Source organism: Embleya sp. NPDC001921, assembly GCF_053594475.1.
In genome coordinates this window covers 28077-51881 of the sequence record NZ_JBSFEO010000063.1, presented here as the reverse complement: position 1 = coordinate 51881, position 23805 = coordinate 28077, and the positions used below count along the sequence as shown (strand labels likewise).

The 23805-nt window shown below is 72.4% G+C and carries 14 protein-coding genes; 7 read left to right on the top strand and 7 right to left on the bottom strand.

The genetic code is table 11. From position 1 onward, the window contains the following. The coding region (locus ACWCPW_RS45635) for a sigma-70 family RNA polymerase sigma factor (protein ID WP_449767538.1) at nt 1-143 on the top strand (143 nt) is incomplete at its 5' end. Here the strand turns inward: ACWCPW_RS45635 and ACWCPW_RS45630 are convergent. Genes ACWCPW_RS45630 through ACWCPW_RS45615 form a run of 4 tightly spaced genes read right to left on the bottom strand, consistent with a single transcriptional unit; the run spans nt 133 to nt 3392 of the window. Beyond that, a complete protein-coding gene (locus tag ACWCPW_RS45630) occupies nt 133-1434 on the bottom strand; it encodes a preATP grasp domain-containing protein (RefSeq protein ID WP_449767536.1) in 1302 nt (433 codons plus the stop codon). The two genes, ACWCPW_RS45635 and ACWCPW_RS45630, sit on opposite strands and share 11 nt — an antisense overlap. Continuing rightward, on the bottom strand, nt 1431-2471 hold the full coding sequence (locus tag ACWCPW_RS45625) for an iron-containing redox enzyme family protein (protein WP_449767535.1): 1041 nt from the start codon (nt 2469-2471) through the stop codon (nt 1431-1433). Before ACWCPW_RS45625 ends, ACWCPW_RS45630 begins: the two co-directional genes overlap by 4 nt. Beyond that, complete coding sequence (locus ACWCPW_RS45620) at nt 2468-2656, bottom strand: CDGSH iron-sulfur domain-containing protein (protein WP_449767537.1); 189 nt, start codon at nt 2654-2656, stop codon at nt 2468-2470. The genes ACWCPW_RS45625 and ACWCPW_RS45620 overlap by 4 nt, the downstream gene beginning before the upstream one ends. Nucleotides 2657-2690: 34 nt before the next feature. Further along, nucleotides 2691-3392, bottom strand: coding sequence for a HemK2/MTQ2 family protein methyltransferase (locus ACWCPW_RS45615; RefSeq protein ID WP_449767534.1), 702 nt, complete (start codon nt 3390-3392; stop codon nt 2691-2693). A gap of 386 nt (nt 3393-3778) precedes the next feature. Here ACWCPW_RS45615 and ACWCPW_RS45610 point away from each other — a divergent pair, with 386 nt between their 5' ends. After that, the gene (locus ACWCPW_RS45610; protein WP_449767533.1) at nt 3779-4318 is read left to right on the top strand and encodes a DUF4303 domain-containing protein; all 540 of its coding nucleotides are present in this window, start codon (nt 3779-3781) and stop codon (nt 4316-4318) included. Nucleotides 4319-4414: 96 nt separating this feature from the next. After that, nucleotides 4415-7603 carry an ATP-binding protein gene (locus ACWCPW_RS45605; protein WP_449767532.1) on the top strand — a complete coding sequence of 1063 codons (3189 nt, stop codon included), beginning with the start codon at nt 4415-4417 and terminating at the stop codon, nt 7601-7603. On the opposite strand, the gene ACWCPW_RS45600 is transcribed toward ACWCPW_RS45605, so the two are convergent. The 3 genes from ACWCPW_RS45600 to ACWCPW_RS45590 all read right to left on the bottom strand — a co-directional run bounded on the left by ACWCPW_RS45600 (nt 7530) and on the right by ACWCPW_RS45590 (nt 10122). Then, nucleotides 7530-8321: an ABC transporter permease gene (locus ACWCPW_RS45600; protein WP_449767531.1), complete on the bottom strand. Its 792-nt coding sequence runs from the start codon at nt 8319-8321 to the stop codon at nt 7530-7532. The genes ACWCPW_RS45605 and ACWCPW_RS45600 overlap by 74 nt on opposite strands. Continuing rightward, nucleotides 8318-9298 carry an ATP-binding cassette domain-containing protein gene (locus ACWCPW_RS45595; protein WP_449767530.1) on the bottom strand — a complete coding sequence of 327 codons (981 nt, stop codon included), beginning with the start codon at nt 9296-9298 and terminating at the stop codon, nt 8318-8320. The genes ACWCPW_RS45600 and ACWCPW_RS45595 overlap by 4 nt, the downstream gene beginning before the upstream one ends. Before the next feature lie 128 nt (nt 9299-9426). After that, nucleotides 9427-10122 (bottom strand): flavin reductase family protein, encoded by a 696-nt coding sequence (locus ACWCPW_RS45590; protein ID WP_449767529.1) that lies wholly within the window; start codon nt 10120-10122, stop codon nt 9427-9429. A gap of 474 nt (nt 10123-10596) precedes the next feature. On the opposite strand from ACWCPW_RS45590, the gene ACWCPW_RS45585 reads away from it, so the two are divergent. The 4 genes from ACWCPW_RS45585 to ACWCPW_RS45570 are packed head-to-tail and all read left to right on the top strand — an operon-like array spanning nt 10597 to nt 23571. Then, the gene (locus ACWCPW_RS45585; protein ID WP_449767528.1) at nt 10597-15729 is read left to right on the top strand and encodes a DUF6603 domain-containing protein; all 5133 of its coding nucleotides are present in this window, start codon (nt 10597-10599) and stop codon (nt 15727-15729) included. After that, complete coding sequence (locus ACWCPW_RS45580; protein ID WP_449767527.1) at nt 15726-18221, top strand: hypothetical protein; 2496 nt, start codon at nt 15726-15728, stop codon at nt 18219-18221. Before ACWCPW_RS45585 ends, ACWCPW_RS45580 begins: the two co-directional genes overlap by 4 nt. Next, nucleotides 18218-22099 carry a hypothetical protein gene (locus tag ACWCPW_RS45575; protein WP_449767526.1) on the top strand — a complete coding sequence of 1294 codons (3882 nt, stop codon included), beginning with the start codon at nt 18218-18220 and terminating at the stop codon, nt 22097-22099. Before ACWCPW_RS45580 ends, ACWCPW_RS45575 begins: the two co-directional genes overlap by 4 nt. Beyond that, the gene (locus ACWCPW_RS45570) at nt 22096-23571 is read left to right on the top strand and encodes a hypothetical protein (RefSeq protein WP_449767525.1); all 1476 of its coding nucleotides are present in this window, start codon (nt 22096-22098) and stop codon (nt 23569-23571) included. The genes ACWCPW_RS45575 and ACWCPW_RS45570 overlap by 4 nt, the downstream gene beginning before the upstream one ends. The last annotated feature ends 234 nt before the right edge of the window (nt 23572-23805 follow it).

The window sequence follows — 23805 nt, the reverse complement described above, 5'->3', positions numbered from 1 at the left end:
AACGCGACATCGTGTCCATGCGCTTCGGCCAGGAGATGACCCAGGCCGAGATCGGCGAACGCCTGGGCCTGTCCCAGATGCACATCTCCCGGCTGATCTCCCGCATCCTCGACAAACTCCGCGCCGAACTGATCACCGCCTGAGCCCATCGTCCCCCGGTCCTTCGACGCCGTCGTGCGCGAAGGCGGTGGTGAGACGGGCCTCCAGTTCGTCGAGTCGCGGGAGATCGGTCGCAAGGGCTACGTATCGCCATCCGACGCCGTCCGCGGGGCGGTCCGTGTAGAGGATCACGCCTTCCCGGCCACCCGGACGAAAGTCCAAGCCGGCCTCGATCAGGCATTCCCTCACCGTGTCGAACGCCATGGCCCGACCGGCTCGAAACGTGCCCATGGACCAGACGGGTGCGGGGCCGTCGCCCACGAGCCGGGTCACCAGGGCATGGGTGGTGGTGGTCGCGGTGCGCCGGACGTTGCATTCCAGGACGTGGAGGCCGCCGTCTCCGGCGCATACCGCGTCCAGACTGTAGGGGCCCAGGTATCCCTCGGCTCCGAGGTGACGTCCCAGGGCGATGGTCCAGTCGGCGAGTTCCGCGCGGGGCGCCTCGGGGAGGTCGTTCAGCGGCGAACGGTAGCCGACGAACGAGCCCCCGCACATGCGCATCTCGCCGTCGTACAGCGCCGTCGCCCGCTCGCGCGCGACGTGGCCCTGGGCACTGACGGCGCGGGTGTGCTCGACGTACCGCTCCACGACCCATCGGCTGTCGGGGGCGACGGGCGCCATGGTCCGCGGTTCTCCCCGGGTCAGGAAGGAGAGGCCGTGGCCGCCGGCGGAGCGGTCGGTTTTGACGACCACGCGCTCCCACACGGACAACATTTCGTCGATGGCCCGGGGGAGGTCGGCGCCTGTACACACCCGACCGGAGGGCAGGCGCATACCCAGTCGGTCGGCGAGGGAGCGGAAACCGGACTTGGTGTTCAGGTCCGCCACCGTTCGCACGACTCGGCGTGAGGGGTGACCCGCTCCGTACGGGGCGACGGGGATGCCGAGGTCCGCGGCGAGGGCGACCGACGCCTCGTCGAGGGCGGTCGGGAGCAGGCGCGCACCGGGGCGTTCGCGCACGAGTGCGCGCAGCGGCTCCAACAGGCCGTGGATGGCGATGGCCTCGGCCATCGGTGCATGTGCGGTGTCCGGCACCGTGACCACCGTGACGGAGTCCTCGGGCATCGCGAGCATGCGCAGGGCGTAGCGCCGAAAGGCATCGGAGAGCGGCATCGGAACGACCAGGAGGTCACCCGGTCTGGTGAGCCAGATCTTGCGGGACGCCTGCTCCGACCATCGCCGCAGGATCGACGTCTCGCGGAGGTCGACGGCCAGGGGCGACACGAAGTTGGCCAGGATCAGGAGCCCGCCCGGGTCGCGATGGTCGGCGATCACCGGGTGTCCGCCCCGGGCCGGGGAGCGGCTCCCGACGCGAAACCGTCGGCCTCGCGGGAACGCAGCGAGCTTCGGCCCTCCTTCCACGCGGCGAGCAGGTGTGCGGCGAGACGGTCCTCCACGAGAGCGGTCGCCCGGATTCCGAACACGAGGTCGCTTTCGAGGCCGGGTTCGTGTTCCAGCAGCGCCGCCACGACCTCGCGTCGCATGAGCTGTTCGTGGACGGCGTCCGCCTCCACGTGTTCGGTGTAGAAGAAGGCGCAGGCGGGGTCCGCGACGTTCAGCCGGCGCAGCGCGGCGGCCAGACGGGCCGCGGCGGGCGGCGAGCCGATCTCGATGGCGGCGAACTGGCCCACCGCCATCGCCCGGTGTCCTCGGTGCAGTCCGAGCAGGGACATCAGGTTGACCACCGCGAGCATGGGCGCGGGCACCCGGTCGAGATAGAAGCCGTACGTGGCGTCCAGCCCCAGACCGCGCATGAGGTCGGCGAACAACCGCGCGTGCATACGCTCGGCGCGGCCGCCGCCGTATTCGTCGAACTCGACCGTGATCACGCCCGCCTTGGCCCGCCCGGTCAGGCGTGGGATGAGCCACGCCTGGGGGTCGGCCTCCTTGAGGTGGTAGAGCGAGCGGTGGACGACGTACTCGCGAAACTGTTCCACGTTGCCGCGGTCGAGCAGATGGTGGCTGACGCCGCCGCGGTCCAACGGCTCGACCAGCAACGGCGCGAGCGCCTCGTCCACACCGGCGTCGGTGGCCCCGACGTGCTCGCGCAGGGCGCGCAGGAACGCCCCTTCGAGTCGACCCCGCAGGCGCAGCAGATCGGGATCCCACTCCCACCGGGCGTCCACTCCCGCGAACGAGCGGTAGTGCAGTTCGTAGCACGCGTACAACGCGAGTTGGAGGTCCTCGCCGAAGGGATCCGCATCGACCTCGGCCTCGGGGGTCGGCATACCGGTTCCGGCCGGGCTGCGCAGCGCCGCGACGATTGTGCGTGACAGGGGGCCGCGGGGGGTGGGCGGTTCCGGTTCGGTCATGGCTGCTTCCGGGCTGTGGAAGCCGCGGCCTGCGGTTCGCCGGGGCGCCGGTGGGGTCGGTGGCTGGTGTCGCACCACGGCGGTCGGCGGGTGCGGTGGCACGCGCACAGCGCCACGATCCGCCGGTCGGAGGATGCCGTGCTTCCGTCGGCCAGGAGTACCTCCACCGGCCCCTCGATCAGCATCGGACCGCCGTCGACCACCTCGACGCGGCGGGTCTCACGACTGGGAATCGCCACGGATGACCACCAATTCCTCTTCTCGGCAGCCGGGTTTCCCCAGACCGCGTTCTTCCAGGAATGCGGCGCGCGCGGACAGGACGGGACCGAACGGCTCGAGGCTTCGCGCGACCACGCGCGAACGCAGGCCGACCGCCTCGAGCAGACCCAGCGTCGTCCCCACCCCGCACAGGGCCGAATGCACCACCAGCAGCGTCCCGCCGGGGTTCAGGTAGCGCGGGACCTGGGCGCAGAGGCGATCCAGGACCAGCCGGCCGTCCGTGCCGGCGTCCCACGCGCGGGCGCGCCCTCGGACGGGGGCGTCCTCTTCGGGGGAGGGCACGTACGGCGGGTTCGCGAGGATGACGTCGAACGTTTGGCCCGCCACGGGTTCCAGGAGGTCTCCGCGCAGTACGCTGACCCGGCGCCGACGCCAGGCGCTGTTCAGGCGGGCCGTCCAGACGGCTTGGCGGGAGACGTCGATCGCGGTGACCCGACACGTTCCGGACGCCGCGGACGCGGCCGCGAGCGCCACGGCGCCCGTGCCGGTGCCGACGTCCAGAACACGATCGGACCGGTGCAGGTCCTGCTCGATGAACGCCGACGCCAACAGCCTGGTGTCCGCCTGGGGACGGTAGGTCCCCGGCAAGCGCAGCATTCTCATTCCTCTCGGCTGCCCGGCCCTCCCGGGGCGAAACTCCATGATCGCCGCGCTGCCGGGGGCGATCCGGAGTCGACATCGAAGGCACAGGGTGATCGGTCGGACACGGCGGGATATCGATGTACACGTCGGCGTCGACGCGTCGGCCGCGACGGGAGAACCGGCCGTGCCCGGGTCGGGTCGGGTATCCGGTGACCCGGCGCCGATCGCGTGCGACCACGCCGGCCGCGACCGCCGGAGGGGTGCCGACGCGAACGGGAGCACCGTGCGAACGCTCCCGGCCGTGGCCGCATCGACCACGACGGGGTACGTTCCACCCGCACGCCGGCCGCCCGCGCCACCGCCCGGGACAGCCTGGGCGGGGCCTGCCGCGAATCCGTGTGGGCGGGGCCCGCCGTGATCCGTACGAACGCACACAGGGAGTCGACGTGACGCCAACCGAAGCAGATCTCAGCGAAGCCGTGTACCGGGCCGCCCGCGCCGCCATCTCGGACCTGTTCCGGGAATACCCGGAGCACGACTTCTACTACTGTGCGCTGGTCACGCCGGGCGAGGCCTTCGGCCCGTCGCTGTCCGCCTGGTCGACCCAGGCGCTGGCCGCCGCGGCGGGCGACTCGGCGGCCAAGGCCGAGGAACTGCGGTGGTCCTACGCGGATTCGCCGTTCTGCAGCTACGGGGAGCGGCACCTCGCCCCGATCCGAAGTGTCTTCGACGCCCGACCGCAGGTCTTCGAACTCCCCGACGACGATGGGGACGCCGAGTTCGACCTGCGGTTGCGCGCGATGGTCACGGCGATGGCCCGCCTCGACGCGGAAGGGCTGTTCGGCGACGGCGAGCGGCGTCTGTCCATCGTGGCCACCGTCGAGGTTCCCGGGGACGAGGCCGACAACGTCGCCCGCGCCCGCACCCTGAACCCCTCGGCGGCCCTCGCCGCGTACATGGACGCGTTCGGTCCGCCGGCCGAATGATGTATCGGACGGGAGGTGGTGGGGCGTGAGCCTCCGCGGACGGGAGTGTGCTCCGCACCGGGAGTTCCGGCGGCCGGCCTTGGCTAACCTGCACGGGTGACCACCGACCTGACACTGTTGCCGCGTGTCGCCTATCGCGGACGGGAGGTCACCGCGCCCCGGCTCCGTGCTCTCCTCGCGCTGCTCGCGGGCGATCTGCGTACGGGGTGCAGCACCGAGCGTCTGGTGGCGGGGCTGTGGCCGGAGGAGTTGCCGCAGCGGCCGGCAAAGGCGCTGCAGGTTCTGGTGTCCAGGGCGCGGGCGCAGGTGGGCGCCGGCGTCCTGGTAAGCACGCCGACCGGATACCGGCTCGCCCTCGCCGAGGATCGGGTCGACAGCTCGGCCCTGCTGCTGCACGCGGCCGCGAGCGCGGACCGGGCCAGGGCCGGGGACCACGCGGGGTCGCTGGCGGCGGCCGAGGCCGGGCTCGCGTTGTGGGAGGGCACCCCCGACGGGGGCGGCGCCACCGACGACCCGGTAGCCGCGCTGCGCACCGAGCGCGCGCCCGTGCGCGGCACGCTCGTACGCGCGCGGGCGCTCGCGCTCGCCCGACTGGGGCGGCACGCGGAGGCGGTCGGACCGCTGGCCGCGGCCGCCGCGGAGCGTCCACGCGACGAGGAGGTGCTCGCCGAGCTGCTGCGCGGCGAGGCGGCGACGGCGGGCCCGTCCGCCGCGCTGACGCGGTACGAGGCGTACCGCCGCGAGCTGCGCGAGGAACTCGGTTCGGATCCGGGCGGCGGACTCCAAGCCGTACAGCGGGAGTTGCTGCGCGCCGAGCCGCCCGTGGTCAGGCGCGGCGTGCCGCACGAGCCGAACCGGCTGCTGGGACGGGACGCGGACATCGCGGCGGTGGAGCGGCTGCTGCGCGTCTCCCGCGCCGTCACCGTCGTCGGCCCCGGTGGCCTCGGCAAGACCCGGCTCGTGCACGCCGTCAGCCGCCGGGCCGAGCAACGCGCGGTGTACTTCGTACCGCTCGCCGGCGTCACGGCGGACGAGGACGTGGCCGCGGAGGTGGCCTTCGCGCTCGGCGCGGGCGAGGGGCGGCCGGGCGCCCTGAGCGGCCACGTCCCGGCCGACCCGGTGTCCGGCATTCTCGGTGTGCTCGGCACCGGGCCCGCCCTGCTGGTCCTGGACAACTGCGAGCAGGTCGTCGACGGCGCCGCCGACCTCGTACGGATCCTGGTCTCGTCCACGAAAGACCTGCGGGTGCTCTCCACCAGCCGGTCCCCACTGGACCTCACCTCGGAAGTGCTGTACGCGCTGCCGGAGCTCGGTCTCGACACCTCCATCGAATTGTTCACACAGCGGGCCCGGGCCGCCCGGCCCGGCGTGGAGCTGCCGCCGGACACGGTGGCCGGGCTGTGCCGCCACCTCGACGGGCTGCCACTGGCGGTGGAGTTGGCCGCGGCGCGGGTGCGAGTGTTGTCGGTTCCGGAGATCGCCCGCCGCCTCGGCGACCGATTCGCACTCCTTCGCGGCGGGGCACGGGACGTGCCGGAGCGCCACCGCACCCTGCACGCGGTCGTGGAGTGGAGCTGGAACCTGCTCGCCCGGGACGCCAGGGCGGCGCTGCGCACGCTGTCCGTCTTCCCGGGCGGCTTCCTGGCCGAAGCGGCGGAGCACCTCCTCGGCGCCGACGCGCTGTTCCTCCTCGAGCAGTCGAGCGATCAGTCGCTCCTGACTCGCACCGACACCCCGGCCGGCGTGCGGTTCCGGATGCTGGAGACCGTAAGGGAGTTCAGCGCGGCCCGGCGTGCGGAGGCGGGCGAGGACGAGGAGGCCGTCGGTCGATTCCTCGCCTGGGCACGGGACTTCGGGGTCACCTACCACGACTGGGTTTTCGGCTCGGAACCGCGGACCGCCTGGGAGCGGATCAGAGCCGAGCAGGACAACCTCGTGGCGGCGCTGCGGCACGCCCTGGCTCGTGCGGACGGTCCCACCACCGCCGCCCTCACCGCCGTCCTCGCCGCCCTGTGGTTCACCGACTCCAACCACCCCCGCCTCACCGCCCTCGGCACGGACACCGGTCCGCTGCTGTCGCACTATCGCCCTGAGCCCCGTTACGTCGAAGTCGCCCGCGCCGCAGCGGTGTTGTGCATGGCGAGCCGGTTCATGGACTACGGTCCGCACGCCGACGTCACGCGCCGGCTCGTCACCCTGCGGCGACTGCCCCCGGCCCCGCCGGACACGCTGCTGCGCGCCATCGCGGCGGTGCTCAGCGCGATTCCCGAGATGCTGCCTCCCGACTACGACGTTCTGCACAGGCTCTGCGGACACGAGCAGCCGCTGGTCGCCGGCATCGCCGAGTGTGTCGCCACCTATGTCTGGGAGCACGAGCACGACATCGACGGCGCGCTCGCCTCCGCCCGCCGGATGACCGCCGCACTGGCTCCGGTCGACAACCCGTCCCTGCGGCTCATGGGTCATTCCCGGCTGAGCGAGCTGTGCTTGAAGACCGGACAGGGCGAGGCCGCGTACAGGCATCTCAAGGCGGCGCTCGAGGTGCTGCCGCGGCTCGGCGACGCACACGACTACATCGGCATCCGCTCCGCCCTCGCCCTCGCCTGCCTGCAGCGCGGCAACTTCGACGAGGCCGAGTACTGGCTGGGGCAGGCCCAGGGCGACGACACGCCACGGCACGACGCCTTCTACAGCCCCGATCTCGGCGGGCGCGCCGAGATCGCGCTCGCCCGCGGACTGACGGAGACCGGGCTCGGCCTGTGGCGCGGCGCCGTGGAGCGGATGTCCGAGGCCGAGGCGACGCATGGCGGCGACCCCTGGCTCGACCCGTGGGCGCTGCAGATCCAGGCGGCGGCGGTGACCGCGCACGCGCACGCCGGCCGTCTCGAACCCGTCGCGGAGGTGGCCGCTCGGCTGCGGCAGCGGCTGGGGACGCTGCTTTTTGGCCCGTCCCGCACGCCGGCGGAACTCCCGGTGTTCGGGACGGTGTTGCACGCGCTCGGCGTGACGGGGCTCGCGGCCGGCGACGCCCGCGCCGTGCGGATGATCGCCCTGGCCGAACGGCTGCGGGTGCTGCGCGAGTTCGCGCCGACGATGTCGGCGGACCGGGCCCGGCGGGCGGCCGAGGACGCCGACAGGGCGGCGTACTCCGAGGCGGTGTCGGAGTACGCCGCCCTGGGGCGGGACGAGTTGCGGGAGGCGGCCCGCACGCTCATTTCGGGTCGCGGCGATACAGCGCGTTCGACCAGTGGCACCCGAGGGCGGCCAGGCCCAGGCACCAGATGAGGGTGATCCACCCGTTGTCGCCGATCTCGGTGCCGAGCAGCAGGCCGCGCAGGGTTTCGATGGCGGGGGTGAACGGCTGGTACTCGGCGATCGGTTGGAACCAGCCCGGCATCGCGTCGATGGGCACGAAGGCGCTGGAGATGAGCGGGAGGATGATCAGCGGCAGCGCGTTGTTGCCGGCCGCCTCGGGGTTGGGGCCGGCCAGGCCGATGCCGACGGCGATCCAGGTGAGCGCCACGGCGACCAGCACGAGCAGGCCGAACGCCGCGAGCCATTCCAGGGCGGTGGCGTCGGTGGACCGGAAGCCGATGGCGACGGCGACGGCGCCGACGAGGACGACGCTGACGACCGCCTGCAGCACGCTTGCGAGGACGTGCCCGACGAGTACCGCCCCTCGGTGGATCGCCATCGTGCGGAAGCGGGCGATGATGCCCTCGGTCATGTCCATGGACACGGAGATCGCGGCCCCGGTCGGGGTCGCGCCGATGGTCGTCAACAGGATGCCCGGGACGAGATAGGCGATGTAGCCGGAGCGGTCGGCGCCGCCGCCACCGATGCCCGCGCTCATCACGTCGCCGAAGACGTAGACGAAGAGCAGCAGCAGGACGATCGGCGTCAGCAGGATGTTGAGGGTGAGGGAGGGGTAGCGCCGGGTGTGCAGGAGGTTGCGGCGCAGCATCGTGTTCGAGTCGCGTACGGCGAGGGTCAAGGAGCTCATCGGGCCGCCTCCGTGGGCCGGTTCGGCCGGCTCGGGTGGTCGGTGCCGCCGGTGAGGGCGAAGAAGACGTCGTCGAGGTCGGGGGTGTGCACGGTGAGTTCGTCCGCCTCGATGTCGTCCGCGTCCAGCCGGTCGAGGATGGAGCGCAGTTCGCGTTGGCTGCCGTCGCTGGGGATCTGCAGGGACAACGACTCGTCGTCGCACGCGACGCCGTGCAGGGCGGCGGCGGCGCGCTCGTACGCGACGGGGTCGGCGAAGCGCAGTCGCACGTGTCCGCCGGGGATCATGCGCTTGAGTTCCTCGGCGGTGCCCTCGGCGGCGATCCTGCCGTCGTGGAGGACGGCGATGCGGTCGGCGAGTTCGTCGGCCTCGTCCAGGTACTGGGTGGTGAGGAAGACGGTGACGCCGTCGGAGACGAGTTCGCGGATGATGCCCCACATGTTGTGGCGGCTGCGCGGGTCCAGGCCGGTGGTGGGCTCGTCGAGGAAGATGATCCGCGGGTTGCCGACCAGCGTCATGGCGAGGTCGAGGCGGCGTCTCATGCCGCCGGAGTAGGTGGAGGCGGGCTTCCTCGCGGCCTCGGTGAGGTCGAAGCGCTCCAACAACTCGGCGGTGCCGCGGCGGCCTTCGGGACGGGGTAGGTGGTGCAGGTCGGCCATGAGGAGCATGTTCTCCTCGCCGGTGATCAGCCCGTCGACGGCGGAGAACTGCCCGGTGACGCCGATCGCGGCCCGCACCGCCTGCGGGTCGACGGCCGGGTCGTGGCCGCCGACCCGCAGGTCGCCGGCGTCGGCGGTGACGAGGGTGGAGAGGATCTTGACGGTGGTGGTCTTGCCGGCGCCGTTCGGGCCGAGCAGGGAGAAGACGGTGCCGGTCGGCACGGCCAGGTCGATGCCGTCGAGGACCGTCCTGCCCCCGTAGGCCTTGCGCAGCCCCTCGGCCGCGATGGCGGGAGATCGTGATGTCGTTGTCGTCATGCCGCAGAGGTTGCGGCAGGACGCATTCAGCGTGGATTCACGAGGGTTTCAGCGCCCTGAAACCGGGCGGCGGAGGGCAGCGCCTCGACGCCCCCGCCGTCGGCCGGCTACGGGTCGACCACCCGCGATCAGTGGCGCGCGGCGTCGGCGAGTGCCTGTTCTGCGGCGGGGTCCTTGGGGGTGCGGGGTGTTTGGCTGCGGTAGGTGTGGCCGAGTTCCGGGCCGAGCCCGAAGTAGTGGCGGAAGTTGTAGACCAGAGGGCTCCAGGCGGCGGGGTCGATGTGGTCGGTGCCGGGAACGACGATGCGGGAGTCGGCGTGGACCTTGTGTACGACGGCCTCGACGATGACGAATTCGCCGGAGGCGTCCGGCTGTACCCGCTCGGCGCGGGCCTCCAGTTGGATCGGGCATTCGGCGACGCGAGGCGGACGGATCAGGTGGGACGGTTCGGCGGTCAGGCAGGCCGCGCCGAACTTGTCCGGCTCGAAGCGGAAGCCTTCGGCCTTGGTTTGGGGCACCGGATCGCGTCCCGTCAGTGACGCCAGCCGCTCCACCGCCGGCCACTGGGCCGGGGCCGGCAGGTTGATCACCACGTCGGGTCGGCTGCCGAGGTTGTGCGCGGTCTGCCCCTCGCGGCCCAGTCCCAGTACGACGGTGCGCCCGAGCGCCCATGCGGAGGACATCGGGGCGAGGTTGAACGAGCCGTCCCGGTTCTCCGTCGACAGGAGTGCCACCGGGGTGCCGAAGTACAGGATGTTCGGCTCGATCTCCAGGTGGGTGACGGGTGTCCGTGGGGGTGGGGCGCTGCGAGGTGCGGTGTCCATGGTGGGCAACCTAGGGTCCGGTCGCATCGGCGGCGGCCGAAGCGTCGAAGGTGACAATGGCCGCCCGGACACCCGGTGTACTCCTCGGGTCGGTCGCGCGGTGAGCTGACCTGGGCGGATCGGTGCTCGCATGTGCGGTGGAGGGGTCTTCGCCGCAACCGGACGTGTTCTGTGGGTCGTTCCCGAGGCGGCCTGTTCGCGGCGTTCGGTCCTGCCGCGTGCCGTCCGAGGGCGGTGTGCCGAGCGTCGACGGCATTTCGGACACGGTCCGTAGAGTTCCGGTCACTTTCGGTCGATGGCTTCCGGGCTGGTTGGTGGCGTGTCAGGATCGCGTGGCTTCGTCGTTTCGGTGGCGGGGATCCCGTGCGGGCGCGAGCCGGTCGGGTGGTGTCGCGCGATGCGTGGGCGAGTGGCCGTCCGTGTCGTGCGTGAGGGTGGGGCGCGGGCCGGCTGTTGTCGTCGGAGGGAAGTCCCGTGACGGAACCAGTGAAGCTCACCACCACGAACAGCCGCCAGGAGCCTTTCGCGAAGGAACTGGTGACCCGTGATCCCAACGACCTGAACAAGCCGATGAACGGTACCGGCGCGGTCACCCTCTCGCGGCACCACGTCGTTCCGTTCGCCGAGTTGGTCCGTTTCTGGAACGCGGTCGTCGAGAACGACTACAACGAACCCTCGGGCGACGGCGTGCACTTGAGGCGCGCCCTGCTGAAGATGGCCCGTGCGCTTTCGGACAACCGCGATCGGTATCCGGACCTGAAGGTGCCGCACGTCGATTTCAAGGAGTACGTGGACAAGCTCACCGGATCCGCGTACCGACACGACGCGAGCAGGTCGTCCCCGGACGGACACGACGACCTCATGGCCCTGTTCACGTACCTCCCGGCGAACCTCTTCATCGGCCCCAACGGCTCGTCGTGGCGCTACGACGACCCGCGCGAGGGCTTCGAGGAGTACTGCGGCCCCGTCATCGGCGAGGCGCGATTCAAGGCACGGGTGGCGGCCCACAAGGACCTGAGGAGGTATCTCTCGGATCCGATCAACCTGCGGTCCGAGGGAAAGAGCTTCGCGGAGAAGTACATCCTCATGATCGCCGATGCGCAGACGGTCCAGCCCTGGGACCTCAAGGCCACGGATTGGAAGAAGAAGGCCAACAGGTTCGCCCTCACCTCGTTCCCCAGGGCCGCCGCGGCAACGGACGCGCCGACGCCGGGCGCCGAGGTACCGGGGTCGATCATCATCGGCGACAGCGAGTTGGTGCTGACGGTCTGGTACGAGGCGGACGGTCATCGTCGCCTGCACGGCAGCCTGTCGGCCGTCGCCATGGGGGACGTCCTCGACTGGGTCGCCGCGGAGTGGGGTGACGTCGACGTCCCCGAGGGTCTGCGGGAACTCGCGGTGCGCAACCTCACCCTGGACGTCCTGTCCGGCCCCGGCGTGGCGGAGTGGGCGTTCTCCGTCTCGGCGGCGACGACCTTCGCAAGCCTGGAGACGGACTTGCTGCTGTATCTGCGCCGCGTCACCACGGGCACCGGCGCCGGCGCCGAGAGCGAGTTCTCCCTGACGGCCGAGGCCGGGTTCAAAATCGGCACGGGCGAGGACGAGTCCAGGATCTGGTTCGAGGGGGAGGTGACCCGAACGACCGGCGCGCAGAACGCGTGGGCGTTGCGGGGCACCTGGGCAAGCGACGATCAGGGCCTGACCCTGTCCGTGTTGGGTGAGGCCCTGGGCTGGGCCGGCGCCCGGGAACTCGACGAACTCCTTCCCCCGGCGCTGCGGCCGGAGCTGCGGGAGGTGACGCTGGTCCACGACTCGAGGACCGGGCCGCTGATCGGGGCCCGGTTGGCGACGGTGACCGTGGTAGGGGCCGCCGTGCGGCCGGAGCAGACCGCGGCTTTGGTGTGGTGTCTGCAGGTCCACACCGCGGTGGACGCCGGACTGGGCGACCTGCCGCTGCTGGACGGAGCGCTCCCGCCGGCGGCGGATCTGCGCCTGGTGGCGTTGCGCGGCGTTTTGACCTCGGCCGCGCTGTCGAAGCCCGTGCTCGATCGACTCAACGCGGTGGTCTCGGCGGCCGATCTGCCGACCTTTCCCGGCCTTCCGGCGTCCCCGGGCAACCCGGGCGGTGGGCTGGGCCGCGGCGGGATGCTCGCCCTGGACCACACTCTCCCGGGCGGTTCCGCCACCACCCTGGTCTTGCCCCTGGGCCCGCCGACGGGTCCCGCGTCCGGTCCGCTCGCGATACCCGCGGTCGCGGGCGGCTCCGGTGTGAGCGCCTGGTTGGACGTGGGTCGCTCCTTCGGGCCGTTGCACGTGGCGAGGATCGGTGTGGCCTACACCAAGGGCACGATGTGGCTCATGGTGGACGCTTCGCTGTCCGCCGCGGGATTGACGATCGGCGTGGCGGGTCTGGGCCTGGGCATCAACCTGACCGGCACCCAAGTCGCGGACGGCGTGGACGCGTTCCCGGTCCAGACCCGTCTGGACGGCTTGGGCGTGGGTTTCGAACGCCCGCCGCTGCACGTCGCGGGCGCTCTCGTCAGTCGCCCGGACCCGCCCGAGTGGCCGGTGCTGGTCCAAGGCTCGCTGACGGTGGAACTGGCCCCCAAACTGAGCGTGTTGGCGATCGGTGCCTACCAGAAGTCACGGACCGGGGCGGTGTCGTTGTTCGTGTTCGGGCGGGCGTCGGTCCCGTTCGGGGGGCCGCCGCCCTTCCACGTGACCGGGTTCGCCCTCGGTTTCGGCTACCAGTCGAGCGTGCGCGTGCCGGAGCAGCACGAGATCGGGTCCTTCCCGCTGGTGGCGGCCTTGGACGACGAGGACTTCCCGTCGGACCCGCTGCAGGTTCTGGCGCGGCTCACCGGAGGCGAGAACCCGTGGGTGAAACCGACCCAGGGTCAGATCTGGCTGGCAGGGGGTCTGGACTTCACCTCGTTCGAGTTCGTCCGCACCCGCGTGCTGCTGCTCCTGGAGGCCGGGAACGACCTCACCCTGGCGTTGATCGGCCGGGCGAACGCGAGTTTCCCCCATACCGGCACCGCCTATGCCCGCATCGGCGTGGACCTGCGGGTGGTGTACCAGTCCAAGCGGGGTGAACTCGCCGTCACCGCGCAGCTCGTCGACTCCTTCGTGATCGATCCCGCGTGTGTGCTCACCGGCGGGTTCGCGTTCTACCTGTGGTCCGGCCGCAGCGCGTACGCGGGGGATTTCGTGGTCACCGTCGGCGGCTACCACCCCCACTACCAGGTGCCCGGGCATTTCCCGGTGGTGCCGCGGTTGGGGTTCTCCTGGTCGCTGGGCGCGGTGAGCATCACCGGCGGGTCCTACTTCGCGCTCACCCCGAACGCGGTGATGGCGGGCGGGATGCTGGACGTGCGGTACCGGTCGGGGAACGTGGAGGCTTGGTTGACGGCGAAGGCCGACATCCTCGTCCAGTGGGCCCCGTTGAGTTTCCGCGCGGGGATCTCGGTCAGCGTGGGCGTCAAGGTCAAGCTGTTGTTCACGCTGCGCGGCGAGTTGGGCGCGTCGCTGGATCTGTGGGGGCCGCCGACCGGCGGCACGGTCCGCGCGAAGTTCGTGTTCATCACCGTCACCGTGCGCTTCGGCGCACAACTCGCGAGCCCACTCCCGCTGACCTGGCAACAGTTCGCCGCGCAACTCCTGCCGGAGCAGGTCCCGTTGACGGTGACGGCGTCGAGCGGGCTGACGGCCGACGCCGACGCCGACCCGGTGCTGCGGGCCGCGCGGGTGGAGGCGGGGGAGGAGTTGTGGCTGGTGGATCCCGCCGCGTTCTCCTTCGCGGTCGCGACCGTCGTGCCCACAAGGCGCGTCCGCTTCGACACCCGCGAGGACGTGGGCGACAAGGGTGTCGACATCCGCCCGATGGGCAAGACCGGCCTGGACGGCCTCCTGCATGTGAGCGTCACCTACCTGCCTCCCGGGGAGCCCGTCCGGCAAGGGCCGTGGGGCGAGGTTCCCGGCCTGGACCGGTGGATCGTCGAACCGCAGTACGGGCGGGTGCCGTTCTCGGTGTGGGGCGACCCGGCCGTCAAGCCCGAGGACGCGCTCAAGCCCGGCCACGAGGCCATGCTCACCCACATCACCGGCCTGCGCGTGAGCGTGCCCCCGCACCGGGTCAACGGGCAGGACCTGGGCCCGATCGCCGAGAGCGACCTCACCTGGGAGACGCTCCACCCCGACGCCCCGAACCCCCTCGACCCCGCCGACCCGCCCACCGGCCCCCCGGTCCGCGTCCCGGCACCGCCCGGCGCGGGCGTCGCCGCGGTCGCCGACCACCTCGCCACCCTGTCCTCCTCCGCGGCCCGCACCCGCCTGCACGCGGCGCTCACAGGCCTCCTGGGGGACGACGATCTCCCCAACGGCACCCTGGGCGGATACGCCGAACAGGCCGGGACCGTGGGCCTGGACGCCGACCCGCTCCTGCTCACCCACGACATCGCACCACCCCCGCCGGAGTCGGCCCTGCTCGTCCTGGACGACACCACCGCCTCGGTGCTCGCCGTCGATCCCGACACCGGCACCCTCCTGGGACGCGCCGGCGGCCTCGCACCGGGCCCCTACCTCACCGCCACCACACCCGACGGCGCCCGCCTGTACATCGCGGGCACCTCGGCGGGTCGGCTCGACGTCCTCGACAACGCCACCCTGCGCCTCGGCCTGCGGCTGACCGTCGACCTCGGTGCGCGTGCCCAGGTCTTGGCTCTCAGGCGTGACGGGACACGCCTGATCGCCGCCGCGCCGGTGGCGCAGTCCACCGCCGCCGTGTCCATCGACCTCACCGGCGCTCGTGAACCGGTCGCCACCGACGCATACGACTCAGGTGTGCAAAGGATCGACGCTCTGGCCGTGGACGCCGAGTCCGGGCACCTGTACGCCGTCGAGACGAACACCGGCAAGACCGCCGTGTTCGACACCGAGACCGGCACGTACATCGGCGCCGTTTCGGAGCCCTCGGCGCCCCTGCGGGTGTCGGCGGTCCCGGGACAGGACGTGCTGTTCGTATACGGCTCCGAACAGGGCGCCAACGGCGTCGTCCAGGTCCGGCCGCGTCCGCCCGCGTCGAAGTACTACGAGCCCTACCGCTTCCCGAAGAAGGGGACCGCGAAGGCCATGCTCGTCGACACCGACAACCAGGCCGTCCTGGCCCGCACGTTCACCGACGGCACCGGGCACCATCTGGCGACCTTCGCCGTTCAAGGAGGCAGTCCCGCCGGCACACGCCTGGTCTCCGACGTCACCCTGGACGCCGCGCCTGTCGCCCTCGCCCTGGACCCGCGCAACCGCCGTTGGGTCCCGCACGCCGCGGCCGTGTCCGTCGTCGACGGCGCCACCCCGCTCGGCACGCTCACCCTGGACGCGGCCCCGCTGGCGATCGCCTTCTCCGCCGACGCCGCCCGGGCGTACCTCGTGTGCGCCGACGCGACCATCGCCGTCGTCGAGCTCGGCGACGCGGGCCCGCACGTCGTGGACCGGTGGATCCTGCCCGCGGGCACGGTCGCCTCCGCCGCGCTGTTCACCCTGTTCACGGCCGGCGCGTCCACGCGGACCGCGTACACGGCAACCGCCCCGGAAGGGACCGCCCGATGACGGACCAGCTCGACGATCGCGCACCGCTCGCGGATCCCGGCTTCGTCCTGCGGTTCCAGGACAACCGCGAACCCGCCGTACCCGCGGGCAAGTTCCGCATCACCGCCACCCAGACCGTCACCGACCTGGACACCGGCACCTACCTGGACCCCGTCCACGAGGACTTCGAGGTCCGCGCCCCGCAGTTCGCCCTCGACCCGGAACTGGTCCACGCGGTCAACCCCGCGCCGCACGCCGCCGCGGACTTCACCACCACCCTGGCCCACGTCACCCTCACCGACCCGCTCCTGCCGTGGAGGCGCCACCTCGCCGAGACCGACCGCGCCGAGCCCACCGCGCCGTGGCCGGCCCTGCTGCTGTTCGCCCAGGGCGAGTTGCCCGACGACCCCGGGGCGGACGCCGCGACCGTCACCATGACCGCCCGGCAACTCCTCACCGACGCCCCCGGCATCCGCCGGCCCGGCATCGGCCACCAGCAGATCGAAGGCGACCCGGACGCGCCCTGCGCCACGATCGACATCCCCGGTGACATCTTCCAGACCGTCGTCCCGCGCACCGACGAACTGCGCCACCTCCTGCACGTGCGCGACGTCCGCCCCGACCCGGGCCTGCGCGCCGAACAACTCGCCGAGGGCGAGTTCGCCGTCGTCGTCGCCTCCCGCCTGCCCGACCGGACCACCGAGACCCGATACAGCGCCCACCTGGTCTCCCTCGAAGGCTGCCGCTCGATCCTGGCCGACGCCGACGCCGGCACCCTCACCGCCCACGTGCGCATCCGCCTCGCCGCACTCCACAGCTGGGCGTTCACCAGCATCCCCGACAAGGCCGGCGGCTTCCCCGGACGCGTCCGCAACTTCCTCCGCGACGAGAACGACAACGACAACGAACGCGACCTCCTGCTGCGCCTGCCCCAAGCCCCACCCACACCCCCACCCGGCGTCGACCCCGCCGCCCACACCGCAGCCCACTCCCGCCTGGCCTCCGGGCACCTTCCCCTGCCCTACCGGGTGGAGACCGGCGAGGACACCTACGCCTGGTACCGGGGCCCGTTCACCGCCGAACCCGCCCAACCCCTGCCTCCCACCCCCGAGGGGGGATGGACCAGCGCCGCCCGACTCCTGGCCTACGAACAGGCCTGGGGCGTCTTCGACACCAGCCGCGCCGCCGCCTGGACACTGGGCCGCGCACTGGCGCTGGCCGACGCGGACTTCTCCGCCATGCTCACCGCCTGGCACGCCAAGGCCCGCGCCCGCGCCGCCGCCATGGCCCAACGCCTCGCCGCCCCCGGCCTGGACGCCGCCCGGACGCCCACACCGGACCACACCGCCACCGAGGCCCCAGCGGCCACCGGCACCGACGCGACCCCCCAACCCCGAGCCGAAGCAGCCCCCGACTCCGACCCCCAGACCGAGGTCGGAACGGCCGCGTTCGCGGCCCGGCAGGCCCGCGCGCTCGGCCACCGCCCCTTCGGCACACTGCTGGAGACGCTCGTCGCGGACGGCTCCGCCGCCCGGGTACTCCGCGCGACCACCCACCCCGTCGACGCCCGCAACGCCCCACCTCCCCAGCCACGGCGCCGGGGCGCGGTCGCCGGGCGGCGGGGGCAGGGGAGAGCCGCCCGCGGGGCGAACCTGCTCGTGGACCCGCCCGCCGCGTTGCGCACCGCGCTCGCCGAGCTCCTCGCGCTCGAGGGTGCACCGATCGTCGCCTGGCTGGACCACCTGCGGCTGCTGCGCGGCGTGCCGTTCGCCGATCTGGTCCCCGACGAACGCATGTTGCCCGCCGAGTCGTTGCGCCTGTTCCACGTCGACGCCGGCTGGCCGACCGCCCTGGCCGCGGGGGCGGCGGGCATCGCCATCACCGGCGACAACGACACCGACATCACCCACATGGCCGCCCCCTGGGCCTACGGCGGCAACGTCGACCCGCCCCGCGCCGGCGTCCTGATCCGCTCCGCCCTCGTCCACGAATGCCCCGGACTTCTCGTGCGGCCCTACCGCGGCCACGAACAGACCCGTACGCCGATCCGGGTACTGCGCCAGGACACGCTCGCCTCCGACGTCCTGCTCGTCCTGTTCGCCGACGTCCCCGACGAGATCGAACTCGCCGAACCCCCCGAGGGCCTGTCCTTCGGCATCGACACCGCCCCCGGCGGCATCCCGGTCATCGGCCTGCGACGCCTGGACGCCCCCGTCGCCCAAGAAATCCGCGGGGAGGCGTTTCCAGCCCCCACCGGGCCGACGGGGCTCGACGCGTACCTACGGCCCGACCCCTCGGGCAGCCCGGCGATCCTGGACCTGCGCCCCGCGGACCCGGCGGGACTCCTGCGCGCGCTCGGAGCCCGGTTGGCCGCGCTCGGGCAGCCCTCGGCCGCCGCCTTCGGACCGGCGGGCCTGGCCGTGCAACTCGTCAACACCCCACGCCGCCAGCTCATCAGCCGCACCGCCGACCCAGCGCGGCCCACCTCGACGACGGGCAGGGACACACCGTGACCGACCCCCGAACCCCCGCCGCCAACCCCGCCATCGCCGCAGCCGAAGAGCAGCCGCTGGTCGTGCCCATGCGGGTGGAGGCGCTGATGGTCAACGAACGGGTGCGCCAAGCCGAGGTGTTCCAGCGCTGGCAGGCGAACTACGCGCTGACCCGACTCCACCTGTCCCCGGAACCCCCGCCGTTCTCGAACACCGACCTGGGCTTCAACGCCGACCCCGACCGTGAGGGCGTCTACCTGCACTGGCAACTCCCCGACGCGCTCACCGCCGGAATCGACGAGAGCCCCGACCCCGGCCCCGAGCGCGACACCGGGAAGGCAGACGAGGGAGAAGCCGGACCGGAGTTCCCCACGGTGCCCAACCGGTGGCTGGTCGTCCGCCAGGCCGTCGCCACCGCCTCCGGAGCGCGCACGGAGAGTGGCTGGATCGTCGAGAGCGACCACCTCGACCCCGAACACGGCGCCAGCCCCTACCTCCACCCCCACGACGGCAGCCTCACCCGCATCGGGCGTCGCGTCGACCTGGCCACCGGTGCCTGGACCGAGCCGGGGACCCCGGCCGGCGGCATGTTCCTCACCGCGGTGGGCCCCGGCCTGGCGACGTTCGCCGCGTACCAGCCCTACAACACCGACGTGTTCTCCATCCACGACCGCCTCACCGACCTCGACCCGACGCTGGAATGGCGCCTGAACTACCTCGTCGCCGGCTGGTACAGCGACCCCACCAGCGACCCCTTGGCCGGAGACCTCGGGGCCCGGATGGCGGCCCTGAACTGGGTGGCGAGCGGCACCGCGCCCGTCTCGGCCGCCCGCACCCTGTGCCACGGCACCGTCCTGGACGTGCGTTGGCAGCGCGTGGGCGGGATGCCGGCGTCCGACCGCCCCGACTACGTGACCGTCGCCCTCGGCAACACCACCGCGCACGCCACCGGCGCCCTGCGCGAACACGCGGCCCACCGGGCGGGGGAGCCGCCGGAGGTGGCCGCGCTGCTCACCGCGCTGCACGCCGGTGTGCTCGACCTCCTCGACGAGGCCGACGGCGAGTTCTCGGCCGAACGCGCCCTGCACACCTCCTGGTTCACCCCCACCCCCGCGGGCTACGGCTGGGTCCTGGAAGAGGCCGCACCGCAAGGCGACGGCGCCCCCGCACCCCGCACCACGCCCCGACGCCCCCGGGCGACCCGCGCCGCACACACCGCGGCCCTGGCCCGCCTCAACACCGACCAAGCCGTCCACGACACCGCGATGCGCGACCTCGCCGCCGCCCAGCGCCGGCTGTACGACCTGTGGTGGGCCGCAAACCTGCCCAAGGTCCCCGACGCCCCCGGAGAACCCGACGGCGCCTACCGCGAAGACCTCAACGAACTGGTCCGCGAAGCCACCCGGGAAGCCGTCGCCCGCCGCGACGCGGTCACCACCGCACGTGCCGACGTTCCGTGGGGCGACACTCCGCAAGCCCTTGACGCCGCGATCCGCAAGTACCAGACCGACCACGACCTGCCCCCGGCCGAGGTCGTCCTCAAACGCGCCGTCCTGTCCGACTTCCAACTCCCCAACGACCCCGTCGTCGTCATCCGCGGCACCAAGGACAAGCCCACACCACCCACCCTCCTCGACGGCACCGACCCCTACACCGTGCCCGGCACCCGGGACGAAGACGAGGAGGACGAGAACCCGCCGCTCGCCTGCCGCTGGCCCGACCGCCTGATCACCGGCGTCACCGTCGCCGCCCGACCGGTGTCCGCGACCGAGGCGCAGACGCCGAAACCACCCAACCTGCCCGCCCCCGACGGCATCTCCGGCGCGCTGGCAACCCTGCTGCGCGAGCTCTTCCACCTCGCCTCCTCCAACGCCCCCCGGCTCGCGGCCGTCACCGGCTACCCGGGTCAGGTCCAGGCCCTCGCCGACGCCATGCGCGACCCGCACGCCAACGCCGTCGGCACCCCCGGCGCGTACACCCGGCAGTGGCGTCAACCGTGGTCGCCGCTGTTCTTCGAGTGGAAGGTCGACTACTTCCCCATCCAATGGCACGGCGACCCCGACGGCACGGAACCCGACCGGGCGAACTGGGACTTCGACGGCGACCGCTACCACTGGCGGGGCACCGGCGCCCACCCCGTGCCCCTGACCCTGCGCGGCCGACAGTTCCTGACCCCCACACCCGGGCGCACCGACGCCGCCGCGCTGCGCCAGTACGCCCGCACCCACCCCGGCCCGGCCGCGGGCGCCCTGCGCGCCCTCGCCCGCCAGGCCGACGACGGCGACCTGTTCTCCCAACAGATGGTCGGCTTCACCGAGCAACTCACCGCCCGCGGCCACACGCCCGCCGTGATCAACCCCCACCACCTGCTCGACCCGGACCTGCGCACCGCGCTCGCCGAAGCCGCCGGTCGCGTCCTGCCCCCCAACCCCGGCCACCGCCCCCACCCGTTCGAGGGCTGGAACCCGTCCCTCCACCAGCCCCTGCGGGCGGGGCAGTTCGCGTTCGAACGCCTCGCCGTCATCGACCGCTTCGGCCACGCCCTCCCCGCGATCCACCCGGACCCGCGCGCCCTGGACTTCGACGACGACGAACCCGGCGACGTCATCGCCCCCGGCACCCCCGCCCGCCGATTCGCCCCCGAACTCCCCGAGGAACTCACCCCCACCCCCAAGAACCCGGACCGCCCCGAGGACGGCCTGCACACCATCCACCCGCCGACCTGGTACCGCTTCACGCAACTCACCCCACGTCTGCTCCAACCCGCCCGCGCCGGCTTCACCCTCCTCGACGCCCTCGACGACCACACCCCCCTCACCCGCACTCCCGACCCGGACGCCACCGCCGTCGGGGCCTGGCTCGTCCCCGCCCACCTCGACCAGGCCCTGCACTGCTACGCACCCGACGGCGCCCCCCTGGGCGAACTCCGCACGACCCTGCCTCCGGACGGCACCGCGCGGGTGACCTGGCACGCGCTGCCCTACTCCCGCTACCCCGACCAGGACGACCTGCGCGACGACTTCCCGCACCTGCACGCCTTCCTCACCGAACTGAGCGCCCCCGCACGAGGCCCCGCCGCGATGCGCGCACTGCTCACGGTCGTCGACCGGACCCTGTCGATGACCGCGCCCACCGGCGGCACCCCGCCACCGGCCACCCCCAGCGTGCTCCTGGGACGCCCACTCGCCCTGATCCGGGTCAGGCTGCAACTCGACCTCGACGGGCCGCCCCCGGCCGACCCCTCCTGGGAGAACCTGCGCGAGGCCGAACCACCGTCCTACCCCCACTACCGGTGGCCGATCCGCCTGGGGGAGCGCAACGAACTCGCCGACGGCCTCGTCGGCTACTTCCACGGCGCGCGTGGCGCCACCGATTACCGGCTGCTCCACACCGTTCTCGACTGCGAGGAACTACCCGACGAGGGCCGCGCCTACTTCGCACCGATCGGCACCGGCGCCGGCTTGACCCTGCCCGCCAGGCCACCCGGTTCGGACCCGGACGATCGCGAAACGGCGTTCCTCACCCTCCTCGCCGACCCCCGCGGCACCGTGCACGCCACCGCCGACATCCTGCCCACCGCCGAGATCAAACTCCCCACCCGACTCGTCGAACCACCTCTTGCCGCCCTCCCGGTCTCCTTCCGCCTCGGTCCCCTCCCCGCCACCGCCGCCCTCGAACAAGCCCGCACCGGCGAGGTCACCGCGCTCACCGTGCCCCGACCCTCCGACCGCCACGGCACCTGGACCTGGGCCCAACGCGACGGCGACACCTGGACCACCACCCCCACCGACGCCGCCGACGACCGGGCCGAACACCCCCGCGCCACCCCGACCCTGCGCACCGGGCGTCTGCAACTGCGTCCCGAGTCCGCCGACGAGACCGAAGGAAGCCGCCGATGACCACCGCCGTGCGCACCGAACAGGAATGCAAGCTCACCTACGCACTGACGACGACCCCCAACCCGCTGACCGCCAGCCCGCCGAACATCACCCCCGGCACCGAGGACGAACACGCCTTCGCCGACATCGACATCGTCATCTCGAACACCGGCAACCGGCCGGTGCGGTGCTCCAGGATCGCCATCGTGCTGCCCGTGGGCTCCTACGCCCGCGACCTGGCCGTCACCGGCGAGGGCATCGACGCCTACGTCAGCCCCGAGGCGGAATGGACCATCCTCGACATCCAGTCCGACGTCCTGCTCGCCGTACCCACCGCCGAGACCGCCGTGTTCACCCCGGCGGACGACACCGCGGCCGCCTCGTCCACAGCGCGCTTCGAGATGGTCCCGCGCTCGGGCCGCGAGGTCGACGTCGACGGCCTCTACATCCACCTCTCCGGCATCAAGGTCAGCACCAAGAGCGGCACCGCCCGGATCGACATCGAGGAATGGGCCACCGACACCGAAGGCTCCGTCCCCGAAGTCCCCAACACCATGAAGCTCGACGTCGCGAAGTTCCCCTTCCGCAGCGGATCCGACCCCCACCCCGGCATCGGCCGCGCCCTGGTCGCGCTCACCGGTACGGGCCAACCTCCCGCGACGAAGATCGCCGCAGGCGCCCCCGTCGTCCTGGAATGGCACCACCAACGCGGCGACAACCACGAGCTCTACGCCGACGGCAAACGCGTCGGATCCTCCCAGGCCGAACTCGAAGCGATCGCCGGCGGCAGCCGCTGGCCGATCGACGCCGGCCTCACCCGCGACACCGCCTTCGCCCTCAAGACCGCCACGCCCACTCCCGCCTCCGGCCACGTGGTCCGCTGGGACCACGTCACCGTCTGCGTCAGCAACCCCACCCTCGACGCCCTGACGGTCACCAACGCGCTGCAGGCCAACGGCAACGTCACCGCCAACAACTCCCTGACCGCGAACGGCCCCGTCACCGTCGCCGCCGACCAGACGCTCACCGCGAACGGCTCGATCCAGGCCAACAAGGGGCTGACCGTGGCTGCCGACCAGACGCTCACCGCGAACGGTTTGGTCCAGGCCAACAAGGGGCTGACCGTGGCTGCCGACCAGACGCTCACCGCGAACGGTTTGGTCCAGGCCAACAAGGGGCTGACCGTCGCCGCAAACCAGACGCTCACCGCGAACGGGCCGACGGTGCTCAAGGGACTGAAAGCCGGCAGCGCCGAGGTCACCGGCAATCTCACCTCCGCCAGCGCCGAGGTCACCGGAAAGCTCTCAGCCGGGGACGCCACCGCCGGTGGCAAGCGAGTGATCAGGGTGGACGACCGCATCTCACTGGAAGTCAACAGCCACGACAAGGAGCTCTACCTCTACTGCGAGACCGGAAACAGGGACAATGTCTACGGCGGAAGCAACGCCTACCGAAACAGCAAGTGGAAGGTGCACTTCGAGGGCATCTACTGACGCCTCGCCCATACCTCGCCCGTGGGATCGGTCGCGCGGGGTTCGTTGCCCGACCGGTGTCCACGCCTCGCTCCCGCCGCGGTACCCCCGGCCGCGCGGAACATGGCGGCGGCGATCGAGCCGATTGCTCGTGTGGTGCTTGATTGTCGCCTGGCCGGACATCGGCCGTGTCGACGTCGGACGATGGCACCGGGGCGGACCCGCCCGGGGCGCCCGCCCCGGGCGTGCGGCGTT

Excerpts from the sequence above, each read along its gene's own strand:
- ACWCPW_RS45570 (WP_449767525.1), top strand. The coding sequence starts at position 22,096 with ATGACCACCGCCGTGCGCACCGAACAGGAATGCAAGCTCACCTACGCA.
- ACWCPW_RS45590 (WP_449767529.1), bottom strand. The coding sequence starts at position 10,122 with ATGGACACCGCACCTCGCAGCGCCCCACCCCCACGGACACCCGTCACC.
- ACWCPW_RS45620 (WP_449767537.1), bottom strand. The coding sequence starts at position 2,656 with ATGCTGATCGAGGGGCCGGTGGAGGTACTCCTGGCCGACGGAAGCACG.
- ACWCPW_RS45580 (WP_449767527.1), top strand. The coding sequence starts at position 15,726 with ATGACGGACCAGCTCGACGATCGCGCACCGCTCGCGGATCCCGGCTTC.
- ACWCPW_RS45625 (WP_449767535.1), bottom strand. The coding sequence starts at position 2,471 with ATGACCGAACCGGAACCGCCCACCCCCCGCGGCCCCCTGTCACGCACA.
- ACWCPW_RS45600 (WP_449767531.1), bottom strand. The coding sequence starts at position 8,321 with ATGAGCTCCTTGACCCTCGCCGTACGCGACTCGAACACGATGCTGCGC.
- ACWCPW_RS45595 (WP_449767530.1), bottom strand. The coding sequence starts at position 9,298 with ATGACGACAACGACATCACGATCTCCCGCCATCGCGGCCGAGGGGCTG.
- ACWCPW_RS45615 (WP_449767534.1), bottom strand. The coding sequence starts at position 3,392 with ATGGAGTTTCGCCCCGGGAGGGCCGGGCAGCCGAGAGGAATGAGAATG.